8 protein-coding genes are annotated in these 13,455 nt (G+C 55.9%); 4 read left to right on the top strand and 4 right to left on the bottom strand.

Annotation, left to right across the window (positions count from 1 at the left end; translation table 11 throughout):
- The first annotated feature begins 75 nt into the window (after positions 1-75).
- Positions 76-579, top strand: a complete 504-nt coding sequence (locus tag M7Q83_RS13090; protein ID WP_298339704.1) for an MATE family efflux transporter — start codon at positions 76-78, stop codon at positions 577-579.
- Positions 580-1,308: 729 nt separating this feature from the next.
- Here M7Q83_RS13090 and M7Q83_RS13085 read toward each other — a convergent pair.
- A complete protein-coding gene (locus M7Q83_RS13085; RefSeq protein ID WP_298339701.1) occupies positions 1,309-1,743 on the bottom strand; it encodes a DUF6069 family protein in 435 nt (144 codons plus the stop codon).
- A 204-nt stretch (positions 1,744-1,947) separates the two neighbouring features.
- On the opposite strand from M7Q83_RS13085, the gene M7Q83_RS13080 reads away from it, so the two are divergent.
- The gene (locus tag M7Q83_RS13080) at positions 1,948-3,213 is read left to right on the top strand and encodes a sensor histidine kinase (RefSeq protein WP_298339698.1); all 1,266 of its coding nucleotides are present in this window, start codon (positions 1,948-1,950) and stop codon (positions 3,211-3,213) included.
- The gene (locus tag M7Q83_RS13075) at positions 3,210-3,875 is read left to right on the top strand and encodes a response regulator transcription factor (RefSeq protein ID WP_298339695.1); all 666 of its coding nucleotides are present in this window, start codon (positions 3,210-3,212) and stop codon (positions 3,873-3,875) included. The genes M7Q83_RS13080 and M7Q83_RS13075 overlap by 4 nt, the downstream gene beginning before the upstream one ends.
- Before the next feature lie 701 nt (positions 3,876-4,576).
- On the opposite strand, the gene ettA is transcribed toward M7Q83_RS13075, so the two are convergent.
- Complete coding sequence (gene ettA / locus M7Q83_RS13070) at positions 4,577-6,253, bottom strand: energy-dependent translational throttle protein EttA (RefSeq protein WP_298339692.1); 1,677 nt, start codon at positions 6,251-6,253, stop codon at positions 4,577-4,579.
- Positions 6,254-7,001: 748 nt separating this feature from the next.
- On the opposite strand from ettA, the gene M7Q83_RS13065 reads away from it, so the two are divergent.
- Positions 7,002-7,703: a nuclease-related domain-containing protein gene (locus tag M7Q83_RS13065; RefSeq protein WP_298339690.1), complete on the top strand. Its 702-nt coding sequence runs from the start codon at positions 7,002-7,004 to the stop codon at positions 7,701-7,703.
- 491 nt (positions 7,704-8,194) lie between these two features.
- Here the strand turns inward: M7Q83_RS13065 and M7Q83_RS13060 are convergent, their stop codons facing one another.
- The gene (locus tag M7Q83_RS13060) at positions 8,195-8,551 is read right to left on the bottom strand and encodes an ATP-binding protein (RefSeq protein ID WP_298339706.1); all 357 of its coding nucleotides are present in this window, start codon (positions 8,549-8,551) and stop codon (positions 8,195-8,197) included.
- 368 nt (positions 8,552-8,919) lie between these two features.
- Positions 8,920-11,151: an MMPL family transporter gene (locus M7Q83_RS13055; protein ID WP_298339687.1), complete on the bottom strand. Its 2,232-nt coding sequence runs from the start codon at positions 11,149-11,151 to the stop codon at positions 8,920-8,922.
- Between the last annotated feature and the right edge of the window lie 2,304 nt (positions 11,152-13,455).

Below are 13,455 nucleotides of genomic sequence, written 5' to 3'. Positions count from 1 at the left end.
TTGCAGGTGCCCCGGAGCAAGCCGCTTAGTGGTCTTGCGAGGCGATGGAATGGACTACCATGAAATCGCTAACTGTTGACCACACTGCTACTCGATTCGTTCGCTATCGCGGCTCAGTCGTTGGTCGGTGCCGCGTTGGGGAGAGATGATACCCGTGAAGCGCGACGATTAGCTTGGCAAGTCGCTCGCTATGGTGCCTACGCTGGATTTTCCTTAGCCGTTGTGCTGATCCCTGGTTGGTGGCTCGTCCCTTTGGCCTTCACCTCGTCGTCACCTGTCCGCCAACAGATCCAGGTGCTGTGGCCCTGGCTGGTGGCACTACAACCGGTAGCGGGCGTGGTCTTTGCGTCGGATGGAGTTCTTGTCGGAGCCGGTGATGTTGGTTTTTTGCGCACGATCACGCTCATTGCAACGATAGGCGTCTATGTGCCATTGACGTTGATCGCGTTGGGATATGGCTGGGGATTGGGAGGTATTTGGGCAGGACTCGCGGCATCGATTGTCATTCGCTTCGCCGGTATGATTCTTCGCACGGCGCGTGGAACTTGGGCGGTGCCAGGCACCAGGGAATCGAATTGATCGACACATTCGACGAATCAGATGACCCCGTTCGTGGTCAAGAACCTGGCCAGACTCGTGGCAGATATAGGACTGACGAGATCGGTAATCTGCATCTGTCGGACTCCCGAAGGCGCAAGATCGATGCTCACAGCTCACCAGGGTAGTGAAGCTGACAGATTCGGTGTGTTGTGTGCCATAGCAGGCAAATGAGTTGTGGTGGCTTAGCCACGCAACGAGCTCCCTGATCGAAGAAGGCAGCAAGCCAGCGAACAGTGGGACCTCCTGTTTGTCTAGGGAGGCACACCCAGATGTGGAGTGTGATGGTTCCCGAATTGATTGGTGATCGTTCGGTTGAGGTGGCGGTCGTCTATCCGCTCGCGAGTCGATGATGAGAACCGCTAGATCATCTTGGTTGATTGCGCAGTAGGGAGCTGTTGCTCCTCGCGCGGTTGCTACTCGGCGAGATCGTGGGTCGCGATCCATGACTCAGGCTGATCGGATGAGCTGCCCACACTGGTAAACACACTGGTAATGATGCAGGCTTGCGAACAAGAATCCTTGCTGAGTCCTAGTGTGTCGGGGAACAAGCGGTGACGGTCGGCACAAGGACGAGCCCTTCGAATGAGGATATCAGACCGTGCCTCAGTCTGATTATCTTCCATTCGAAGGGCTCGTCGTCTACAATCACTCGATAGTCATTTGGTGGCGCCGCAGAACACCGGCCGCTTCACCATGACGCAGCGATGCTCACGCGGTACGTACCGACCTGGTTGAACTCGAGCGGTACATAAATGGAATGGACCCAGCACCAACCAGAAGATGCATTACGATCAATCCAATCATTGCCGTGGTGGACGTTGTTGCCGTCAGCGGAAGGGCGAGAGAGGCCAATACCACGCCGACTGCGATCAGCGTCCAGAGGGTGACTGCACGAGATACCCTGCGTTCCATGAAGGAAAGCAGCGCCCACCCTGCCAGCGAAACCATCAGGCTAACACCGATGATTTGACCGATGCTTAGTGTGGTCGCGGTCCCGGTGCCGAAGCGGATTCCAAGGTGGATCCCGAGTACATGCACCTCGACCACCCATACAAGAACTGCCGCCAGCACTGCATTATGAACGGCAAAGATCCTCATTTTGATGGAACTATTTACCTGCTCGTGATTCGCTACTATCGTCATCGACTTCCCCTCCTTCGGGTTTGTGCGAATGCCCACTGCATCGCTGGGCAATAACCTATTGGCAACTGCTCTCATCGGTCATGACCCATGTGATGCGATCTTTGCCCCTCCAGCAGGAGTCCCCTCGTACTCCTCAGGGAGTAGATGAGGGACCATCGCCAGTGGTAGTAGACTGACGAATCGGCGCCCTACGCTAGATAGTCAATGAATACTTTCTTCAAATTACGACAATCGCGACTCTGGTCCATGCCCGTTGGTACTGGGTTCGTCGCCATCCTTACTGTGCTTGGGACATGGTTCGAGGCTCATCCAGCGAATCACTATGCGGGGCTACATCTTGTTACTCAGCCACCACTTGTTGCATTCGTGATTCCACTTGCGGCGGCTCTGTCGCTTCTCTTTGTCCGCAAGCACTCTACGGTGGTCTTCTTCTTTACGATCGTCGCTGCTATGGGATGGTCGATGCTCGGGCAGCTGAACGGGGCGACTCTCGTTCCTATCCTCGTGGCCGGGTTTTGGGTGGCCCAAGAACACAGCTGGCGCAAGGCGGCCCTGCTTGGGTTGATCGGTAGCATCGCGCTCTGGATCGCCAACGGCTTTCTGGGGCCATTCGGGTTCATCGGCGGTCCTGGACTGACCATGTGGCCCGAGATGGTCGCCGCATTCGCACTTGGCAGTGTCGTCTCGGCACGACACCTGTGGCGAGACGAGGCCAGGGCACGCCAGGTAGATGCCGAACGAGCACGCGAGGAGGAGATCCACCTCATCATCAACCGAGAACGCATGCGTATTGCCCGCGAGCTTCATGATGTTGTCGCCCACACAATGGCAATGATCAACATCCAGGCCAGCGCCGCTCAACTGCTTCTCGATAGCGATCCGAGCCGTGCTTCGGAAGCGATCGCTGAGATTCGTTCAGCCTCCAAGACGGGCCTGCAGGAACTCAGATCGATCCTGACAATTATGCGACCGCCGGGGCAAGACGAAGATCACGGCGAAGTTGTTCCCGATCTGTCGGCGATCCGGCGGCTCGTCAAGGACTGGAATCAGGCAGGTGTGCCCACCTCGCTGGTAGTCGATGGCGAAGCCATTGAGCTTCCAACCGCGGTTGCGCTGGCGAGTTTCCGCATTGTCCAAGAGGCGTTGACCAATGTGGTCCGGCATGCCGAAAACCCGACCACTATCGTGACGCTCGCCTACGCGCCTATCTCGTTGACGATCGGTGTGCACAATACCACAACGAGTCCGAGTTCTTCCTTCCAGGAAGGAGCCGGTACCGGTCTGGTGGGCATTCGCGAACGAGTGCGATCACTCTCTGGTACCTTCACCGCGTCCCCACTCGCGGACGGGAGTTTTCGGATCGAGGCGATCTTGCCGCTAAACACAGAGAGAGACCGGGATGAGCGGCCCACCTACACGCTGAGCGACTCCGCTAATTCTGGTACCAGCGATGCCGACAGTCGCCGATGATTCGCCTATTACTCGTCGACGACCAAGCGCTTATTCGCGCTGGTCTGAAAGTGCTTCTTGAGTCGGCCGACGATATTGAGGTGGCTGCAGAGGCGGCTGAAGGCGCAACGGCGATCGATCTTTTGCGTGCACAGCCCATCGACGTTGTCTTGATGGATATTCGAATGCCGACCATGGATGGGCTGGCAGCAACCAAAATCATTGCAAGCGACCCGGACCTCTCCGGGATACGCATCATTGTGCTGACAACCTTTGCGGAGGACGAATACATTCTTGAAGCAATTCGTAATGGCGCTAGTGGCTTCCTTGTCAAAGATAGCGAACCCTCTGAACTGATCAATGCGGTTCGCATTGTCCACCGTGGCGAAGCGCTGCTCTCCCCGAGCGTGACGCGATCACTGATTGCCAATATCGCAAGTCGAAGCACTCCTGCACCCACGAGTCAGACTGCACTCGATATCTTGAGCGATCGGGAACGAGAAGTGCTTATGTTGGTTGGTTCTGGGCTCAGCAATACCGAGATTGCCGAAAAACTCTACCTCAGCCCGCTGACGGCGAAGACCCATGTGAGCCATATCATGTCAAAACTTGCAGTACGTGATCGAGCGCAACTTGTCGTGATCGCCTATGAGACTGGTCTGATTCGGCCGTCCCTGTCATGAGGATCTCTCGGCCATGGATGACGAGGATCCCATGGTCCCGAGACCTTGCGGGATACGTAGGAAGTGTCGTTCTTACCAGAAGCAATAGTCGGACAAGGCGTGGGGGGAATCTTGTTGCACTCGCGCGAGCAGCAGCGCCTCTGGACCATTGTCGACCGGAGCTTTGGGGCATCGTGAGCCTCGCGTGCGGGCCCTCTCATCAGTGATCATCCCCCGCGATCTTGTTGTAGCCTCGGCATAGAACCCAGTGCTCGCGCGAGACTGAAGACCCTTCTCACCCGGTCCACACTCTCATCGCACACAAGTCTGCGGGACGACCGGTGTCACTGAGTTCCTTCAGGGGGTCCCACTTCGTCAAGGCTCACGAGGAGGTAGTGGAGTAGATCGTCCGGTCGCAGGTAGGCGATCCACTGACAGGTCCATGCAAAGTATCCATTGAGAGTCGGCAGGCCGACGTTCTCCCGGTAGTCGGTTCGCTCCGGTCGGATAGGATCGGTGGGGAGGGCATCCGCTACCTTCGTTGTGTCACTTGGTCTGGGTGGTACCCCTTTGATCCGCGAGCTTGCTTAGGTATTGTGGTCGTGCAAGTTCCCACCAGATTACGCCTGGCATGCTTCGAGCAGCGATGCGCTATGACCGGATCGAGCCTCTCATCGTGGTATTGAGGGATCGCGATCTTGTGGGTTGGTCTGTTGAGTTGACTAGCGGGTGAGTGGCTTGTACTTCATCCGATGCGGCTTATCGGCGTCGGTGCCCAACCTTCGATGGCGGTCGAGTTCATAGTCTGAGAAGTTGCCCTCGAACCAACGGACTTCCGCTTCTCCTTCGAAGGCGATGATATGGGTGGAGACCCGGTCGAGAAACCAACGATCGTGACTGATCACCACGATACATCCGGGAAAGCTGAGCAACCCGTCTTCCAACGCCCGCAGGGTGTCGACATCGAGGTCATTCGTTGGCTCGTCGAGAAGTAGTACATTGCCACCACTTCGTAGCACCTTTGCGAGTTGGACTCGGTTTCGTTCTCCGCCCGAGATCTCTCCAATCTTCTTCTGTTGCGCACTTCCTTTAAAGCCAAAGCTCGATACGTACGCACGGGCATGGATCTCTCTGTGCCCGACGATAATTCTTTCCACTCCATCAGTGATCTCGTCGTAGACGGTAGCGGTTGGGTCCAAACTGTCACGTGACTGGTCGAGATAGGTGAAATGCACCGTGCTTCCGACCTCAATAGAGCCCCCATCGGGCTTGTCTTGACCAACGATCATCTTGAACAGGGTGGTCTTGCCAGCACCATTGGGTCCGATGACACCCACGATACCTCCCGGGGGAAGCAAGAAGCTCAGATCCTCGATGAGTAGTCGATCACCAAAACCCTTTGTGAGGCTCGTTGCATTGACCACTACATCACCGAGGCGGGGTCCTGGCGGAATAGCGATCTCCAACGTGTCGCCTCGCTGGTCGGCTGCCTCGGACTCCGCCACCAATTCGTTAAAGGCGTTGAGGCGCGCCTTACCCTTGCTCTGTCTGGCTCTTGGCGACATCCGGATCCATTCAAGTTCGCGGGCGAGCGCTGCTTGGCGCGCTCGGTCTGCCTTCTCCTCCGTGGCAAGGCGAGCCTGCTTCTGTTCGAGCCATGAGGAGTAGTTTCCTTCCCACGGCATTCCCCTGCCGCGATCCAGTTCGAGGATCCATGAGGCCACGTTGTCGAGAAAGTATCGATCGTGGGTGATGGCGACTACCGTGCCGGCGTAGTCGTGCAGCGTCCGTTCGAGCCATGCTACTGATTCAGCATCAAGATGGTTCGTTGGCTCATCGAGGAGCAGGAGATCAGGTTTCGCAAGCAGCAATCGGCATAGTGCGACTCGGCGACGTTCACCTCCAGACAGCGTGGTCACATCGGCGTCAGAGGGTGGGAGGCGAAGCGCGTCCATCGCAACCTCAAGCGTGCGATCAAGGTCCCAACCGTTGATCGCATCGATCCGAGTTTGGAGGTCTGACTGTTCCGCAAGGAGGGCATCAAAGTCGGCATTAGGAGAGCTAAAGGCCTCACAGACTTCGTTGAACCTGGTCAACAGATCGCGTTGTTCGGCCAGGCCGTCGGCGACGTTACCGATGACATCCTTGGTTGGATCGAGTTGGGGCTCCTGTGGCAGATAGCCTACTGTGAATCCAGGAGTGAGGCGAGCTTCACCACTAAAACCGTCATCGAGGCCCGCCATAATGCGCAGGAGGGACGATTTACCCGATCCGTTTGCACCAATCACGCCGATTTTCGCACCTGGGTAGAAGGACAGGTTGATCCCTTTGAGGACTTCCTTGTCAGGTGGATAGAAGCGACCGATGTCGCGCATCGAGAAGATGTATTGAGGAGCCATGCTTACCAGTCTCGTTGGTGTTGAGCGGATCTCCTGCAGCTGGATGAAAACTCGTTGATCATTGGCTCAATCAGAGGAGTGCCGTTCCTCTTGCCACGAGGATGGGCTAGGCATGCGGGATTCAGTGACCCACTTGGTATGCAAAGCCCCGTGATACGAATGTCGTGGCCCGCGACTTCACCGGTGAGTTCGTTGAGATGGCTGAGTTCGGTGAGATCGGCTGCGTCGTACAGAGCCCTGTTGCCCGGCCAAGGGTGAGAGATGATCTGCCCACGTCGAGGAACCCAGTCCCTGGGGTCGCTGGTCTCCGCCAACGAGGCGCTACTACGTTACACTTAGGAACGCTCGGGATAACGGAAGATGGATGAGCCCGATGCATACCGGGCCGCGTTCATAGAACCGCACCAGCCAGTCGGTCTTATCAGTTTTGACCATCTCGACACGAACGTCGCCGACCTTCCTGTGACTCGAAGGGTATCAGCCGAACCGATTCAACGTGCTAATCCCTGCGGATGATCTTCAGTCAAAGTGACGTTACGCCGATATTGTCGCTATGAGGGAACTTGTCCTGCGGAGTCCGGACACCTGTGTGTCCTGTGGCAACAGCGTGGCTGCGGGGGAACGTGCGGGATGGGATGCCGTGGCAAAAAAGGTGACGTGTCGATCGTGCCTCGGTTCCAGGGCGGATACCGGGTTGGCATCGGAGCCTGCTTTAGCGGAACCTTCGACGCCCATAGTTACTCTTGGGGTGGCCGGTCGATCCGCCTCGCGGGAGGCAGAGAGAAGATCTGTTCGCCACCAGCGACAGGAAGAGGCACGCGTCACTGCCGACCGAGAGTGGCGATCGCAGATCAAAGCCAAACACCCGCTGGCGGGTCGGCTCATCGCTGCGGTGACGCCAAAAGCGCAGATACGAGCTGCGCCTTCGCATGTTCGGGCCTGGGCAACCGGTGCCGTTGGCGAGGGTAAGGTCGGTGAAGTGCTCGACGCGATCCCCGGGATCATCGTCCTCAACGACCGTCATAAGCCAAGGAGTCGCAGCAACATCGATCATATCGTCGTGACGTCAGCCGGGGTGTGGGTAATCGATGCCAAGGTCCGACCAGGCAAACATCTTGAGTTTGTAGACAAGGGTGGCCCCTTCGTGCGAGATCAACGACTTATCATCGGTGGGCGGGACGAGACCAGATTGGTCGACGCCATGACCTGGCAGGTCGAGGCAGTGCAACGGGCCTGTGTCGATCTACTCGGTGTAACGGTGGTGCGGCCAGCGCTCTGTTTTGTCGACGCCACCGTTGGCCGGTTCGATCATCGACCCTGGATGGTGCGTGGTGTGGTGGTGTGTTGGCGGGCCGTGCTGCCCCAGCTCTTACTTCGGCCTGGCCCACTTGGGCGTCAACGTATGGACGAGCTTGCGAGACGCATCGCCACCAGACTCCCGGCAGCATGAGATAGGATCCGTCTGCGGCGGTTGTCCATCTGACCTTTGTCAGCAGTCGAAATTGACGTCCTTGTCCTAGCGTTCTATTCGGTGGCCCTTCTTGCTATGGCCCCTGCAATGGAAGCCGTTACGCGGAAATATGGCTGGCCTGTCGGCGTGTGGGGTGCACGAGAGTCAAAAGGGAGAGGTAGTTGATGATGTCTTTGGCTACGAACGCACAGACTGGTTTGCCAGGCTCATGGGTGCGGGAAAACCCTCGTTAAGGTCAGTCGTGGGATTGTTGTGGCTTCTTCGCGGCAATGCCGTTTAACCTGAGGTCCCCCTCCAGAAGTGCTCGACCTCAGGTGGGCGGCCTTGCTACGTGCCTGCGGTAGGCAGGGACTTTTGGAATAAGTCCAGCTAGAAGGCCTTCAAGGAGTAACTTCGGTTTAACGGTGTCGAGCAGGCCTGCCAGGAGGGGCCGTCCAACACCGGTGTTTGCTGGCGTCGTGCTTTTGGTATCACTGGACCAGGCTCTGTCGGTCCGTTCTCCTCCTTCTTTCGTTGACTCCGTTGCCTTGCGAGGTTGCCTCGACTCCGTTGCCTTGACGAGGTTGTTGGCGTATGGATGCTCTCGTAGCTTCGACCGGCATTGCGGTAGAAATGATACGATCGATGATGACCGTAACCACGGTGCGTTCCCCAAGGCTCTCCTGCCATGCCGATGCGGGTAACTGCGAGGAGATGATGAGTGAACCGTTCTCCCCTCGGTCATCCAAGAGATCCAGGACCTCCTTGGAATCCAGTGGTGAGATCGGCAAGATCCCCCGATCGTCGGCGATGAGCAGGTGGGTTCTCGCAAGGGAGGATGGATAGATCCCATCCGCCCGGGTGATCCTTATAGGCTTGAGGAACTTCGAAGACGGTTCTCATGTTCGAAGCCCAAGGACTCAGGTGTTGCGACTGATTCCAGAGTGACCATGCACATTGGAACCAATGCAGTCATACATCTCCGGTGTCTCCGTATCCGTACTGGAGTTATAAACTTGGGCGCGATGAGGCGAGATTGATGAACGACGATGTGTGGCCAGTACGGTTTTGGCTTTACTGCTCGGTATAAGGCGAAGCGTGTCGATGCCGTCGGTGGGCGTGATAGTTGTGCCGCTACCGTGGTCAAAGCTGAGGGCGTTTGTAGTGCTTGGCCATACCGGATGGGTTTTGGCTGGCTGCCCGACCGCGCCATGGTTCAACTGATCGCATCGACCGTCGGAGCGATTGGAGGATGAGCGGCAGGAGGTTCCTCCACTCCTTCAGTACTGATGGTGGGGAGAATCCGGTCAAGCCAGTGGGGAATCCACCAGTTCTTGGTTCCAAGTAGGGTCATGATCGACGGGACGAGCAGTAGTCGCACGACTGTTGCGTCGATCAAGACTGAAACCCCAAATCCAACCGAGAACATCTTGATCACGACATCGGGAGATCCAATGAAGGCGAAAAAGACGCTCACCATGATGAGTGCTGCGGCAGAAATGACGCGCCCAGTCGAGGATAGACCCTCGGCAACTGCTCGTTGATTGTCACCGGTCTTGAGCCAGAGTTCGCGCACGCGGGAGAGGAGAAAGACCTCGTAATCCATCGAGAGCCCAAAGACAACCGCGAAGACAACCAAGGGTACGTAGGCTTCGATAGGAACTGCGGCCGACATCCCGAGCAGACTACGCCCCCATCCCCACTGGAAAACGGCTACTAGCACCCCATACGAAGCGCCGATGCTGATGAGGTTCATAATCACTGCCTTGATGGCGAGGACGACACTTCGGAAAGCCGCTGCGATCAGGATTAACGCGGTGATCAGGATGACCGCGATCGTGCCGGCCAGATCAGAGCTGAGGGTTTGGTCAAACTGAATTTGAAGCGCGGTTCCACCGGTGACGAAACCGTGAACCCCTGAGCCGGCGGTGATATGGGGTACGGTGGTGTTGGTCAGGGTGTTGAACAAGTTTTGGGTCGCCTGGCTATTGGGCCCAGATTCGGGCACGACCGAGGTCACGAGGACGTCGTGGTTTGGGGTGAGCGTGGGAGGAGTGACGAAGGCGACGTCGGGAACCTGACTAACATGCGTTTCGAGACGTTCGACCAGGGTTCTGATTTGACCATGAAAACCATGTAAGTTGACGGCGATCACGAGCGGTCCGTTGGCGCCGGCGCCAAAGGCGGTGTTCACCTGATCGTAGGCTCTATGCGAGCTAAAGGACGCGGGATAGGAGTCGGCGCCAACATTACCAAAGCGCAGCGAGAAGAACGGAATCGCGAGTACTCCCAGGATGGCTATGCCCACTGCCAAGAAGATGATGGGTCGGCGTTGTAGCGCCCGCGTGTAGCGGTGCCAGAGGTCATTGCTGGCGCCGGACTCGGCCGTAATACGACCTACATGAAAGCGGTCAATGTGACGCCCCGCGAGTCCCAGTCCAGCGGGCACCAGGGTAAGGGCGCCAGCGGCTCCCGTCAGCACGCATAGGAATGCAGCGAAGCCGAGCAAACCGAAGAAGGTGAGGCCTGACGCATAGAGACCCAGAAGCGCAACTGAGACGCTCGCTGCGGCGATGATGACTGCCTGTCCACTCGTGGCGGCGGTTCTTCCAGCGGCTTCAACCGGGTCATAGCCATCGATGATGCGCTGGCGAAATCGGGTGGTTAATAAGACGGCGTAGTCGATACCGACCCCTAGTCCAATCATGAGGGCGAGGGTCGGCGCATCGGTCGCGAAGGTAATCATGCTTGCGACAATGCCAAGGATTGAGACACCAACTCCGACACTCAAGAGGGCGACGACTAACGGCAATCCTGCCCCGATCAAGCTGCCAAAAGTCAAAATTAGGATGACGATAGCGATGCCAAAACCGACCGACTCTGAGGAGGCATCGTGAAGTGGTGGATTGACGACGGAGGCAAAGCCGCCCCCGTAATCGACGGTTAATCCAGCATGGGTCACCGGCTTCATGGCTTGGTAGAGCAACGGCGCATAACCCTTCCCCAACGAAGGAGGGAAGACGGATGTCGTTACGGTGATCAGCGCGGTCCGCCCGTTACTTGAAAGATCCGGGGATCGGGGTGCTAGAGGGTTGCCCACCGCTACTATGTCGTTGAGGCGACGCAGATTCGTTTCGCTAGCAGCCAATGCGTGCGAATACCTGGTGAGATGATCTCCGGTGACCACCACTAATCCGGTATAGCCGGTGGCCGACGGCTGATTTTTTTTGAGCAACTTGATCCCGATCGACGACTGACTCCCAGGCAGATTGATGTTGTTCTGGTACTTGCTCGAGATGGAACGCTGTACCGCAAACACACTGATCAAGATGATGAGCCAGGCAGTCGCCACCCTGAATGGATGACGAGCACACTGGCGACTGACGCGATCCAATAGTGAACGTTTGGGGTGAAAAGTTGCCGAAATAGTATTGTTAATTGTGGTCATACGCCGTTGCACCGATCGCCTCCCAATGATGTTCTAGACCTCATGATCGTCTCAGGAGGCGGACGAAGAAGGTGACTCCGCACAACTCGTACACCTGCGTTTGACCGCGTTCTTGGTTGATTGTAATACCGTACAGAAGACGTAAACGACAAAGACGGGTAAATTATGCCTACCAAGTGTTATCTGGCACTGAAGGAGTTGGCCTGTTCACGGAGGGTGACAATGGTTGGCATGAAGGCAAAATGGCTCTCCACTCACGCGGAAATAGCAACGGAATATCGATATCAACTAAAGGCGGCTCGACCTGTCAGTCGTGCGCAGAAGCGATAGTGTGACCGGTCTGTTTGCGAAACTCACCTGAGCTGAGAGAATGTCGTGTTACGTAGAGCAACTATCCTCTCTGAACTATGTGGCTGTCCTTTTAAGTCTGACACTAGAGTCCCTTTGAGTAGGGGGTTTGCATCATGAATACGAATAGAGTTTTGCAGGCTCACCAGATTTACACCCGAATCCGACAGCCAGCTCTTCCTCGAAGGCCGACATGAACCAATAACGCCTGTACTGCAACAGAGTAGAGTCGTCCTGGGCATGGATTGCATCGGATGCTCCAGAGCATCCCCAGCTCCCGCCACAGCATGTGACCTAACAAAGTCAACTCGGTGAGTCAAATGGCCCCAGTCATTGCGGTCGATTCCAACACTATCGCCAATGAATCCTGGAATCTGGCCTCTTAGCCGTGGCAAATGTTGCTCACCTGTCCCAAACGAGGCGAGATCCGGTTAGTGGTTCCGAAGGTCGTACTCATCGCGACAGTCGCTCGCCTCCATAGTCGTTTGGCCAAGGCGATGGATGCCTATAACAAGGCAGGGCAACGATCACCGACCTCGTGGGTCTCTCCCTGCCAAGTCCTAAACGTCAAGTTCCAGAGTTGGTAGGGGATACGAAACTAATCATCGTAAGACATTGGCAGCCAACACGGTGGTGATCGGCGAGATATCTCTAACAGATCTTGAGGATCTTGTCCGCTGTGCAGCATCGCGAAAGAAGCCGTTTAATAACGACGGCAATGGGTTTCGAGACGTGCTTATCTGGTTGCCTCTCCTCGCTGAGATCGATCGCACGGGCACCACCGAGGGGACCTTTATAACTTCAACCAGCGACTGCTGGCATGGAGACGTTCATCATCAAGATCTATCTGACGACATCACGAACCGAACTCCAACCGTTGAGGTCATCCCTTGCAAGTCTCTTAGCGCCGGTGTTTACGCGAGAGTTTGTCAACAAGCTGCTGCGTCAACTGCAGCAAGCTCTAGAGACCAAATGTTCCAATAATGGTGCCGACATCGAGAGCGGAATTCAAAAGACTATCGAAAGCATGCTCAAGGACTATTCTGTGAAATGACTCACGAGTGGAGGAATATCTCCTTTTGTTAAGGGTGGGCCGACCACAGCGGAAGTAATAGGTCAAAGTGATTTGGAGAAGAACCAAAAGGACGCCAACTGGAACGCATGACCATACCCACTAAGGTAAGAATTGGTGAAAATCCAGACAACAGTAACAAGCCACGACGGGACTAACGCTTTCACGCGTGAGCTCCGTGGATGGGCCATCCATCCAGATATAGGACTTACCTATCCCCACGGGGTGCAAGTTACGCGTTGGAACTTGCGAATACGCAGCATCAAGATGCGATAGCCGCATAAAAATCTTGAGCCGACAAGCTGTGTTCCATCAGGCTTCACCGGAGACTGCCCGGTTGGCACCATGGTAATAAGCTCTCTTTCAGCGACGATAGAGTTGACTGCACAGGTTAAAATGATCATTTTGGGAATACAGCCATCACGGTAATCGCTTTTAGCCATTTGTCGCTAGGAAATCGGATCAACCAAAATGATGATGAACCTGCCGGCGATCAGCAGGGTGTAAACAAGGAAAAGCAATTCAATTACGTGATCCCTGGTGAACATTGTTCCCACCACCTTCCCAATGCCTGAGGGGGCGTTCCATCATGTTACCTAGCCCCCTAAGTAGATAAAGACCAGACGAACCGGAAGCAGGCACAAACTCTTGTTGGTACTCGAAAGAGTAGTCTATGGAATCATAGCATTGCGATATTTCGCCAGTGCACCCCAGATCGTAGGGAAGATTTGGTTCAATACCGGCTCTCCTGACATTCATGTGGATGGATTTGGTTCGGATCTGAGCCGTAGTCCCAGTTCAACGGGGGTAATTGGGGCCGAAATAGCCGCATAAGGAACGCGCACGGTTTCTGAGCTCTAAATTTGGTGTTAACAACGCATCAA

The organism is Ferrimicrobium sp. (assembly GCF_027364955.1).
Lineage (GTDB): Bacteria > Actinomycetota > Acidimicrobiia > Acidimicrobiales > Acidimicrobiaceae > Ferrimicrobium.
The sequence above is the reverse complement of the archived record's forward strand: the minus strand, read 5'-3'. Positions and strand labels throughout refer to the sequence as shown.

Coding starts and splice junctions, on each gene's coding strand:
- M7Q83_RS13085 (WP_298339701.1), bottom strand. CDS start 1,743: ATGACGATAGTAGCGAATCACGAGCAGGTAAATAGTTCCATCAAAATG.
- M7Q83_RS13080 (WP_298339698.1), top strand. CDS start 1,948: ATGAATACTTTCTTCAAATTACGACAATCGCGACTCTGGTCCATGCCC.
- M7Q83_RS13075 (WP_298339695.1), top strand. CDS start 3,210: ATGATTCGCCTATTACTCGTCGACGACCAAGCGCTTATTCGCGCTGGT.
- ettA (WP_298339692.1), bottom strand. CDS start 6,253: ATGGCTCCTCAATACATCTTCTCGATGCGCGACATCGGTCGCTTCTAT.
- M7Q83_RS13055 (WP_298339687.1), bottom strand. CDS start 11,151: ATGACCACAATTAACAATACTATTTCGGCAACTTTTCACCCCAAACGT.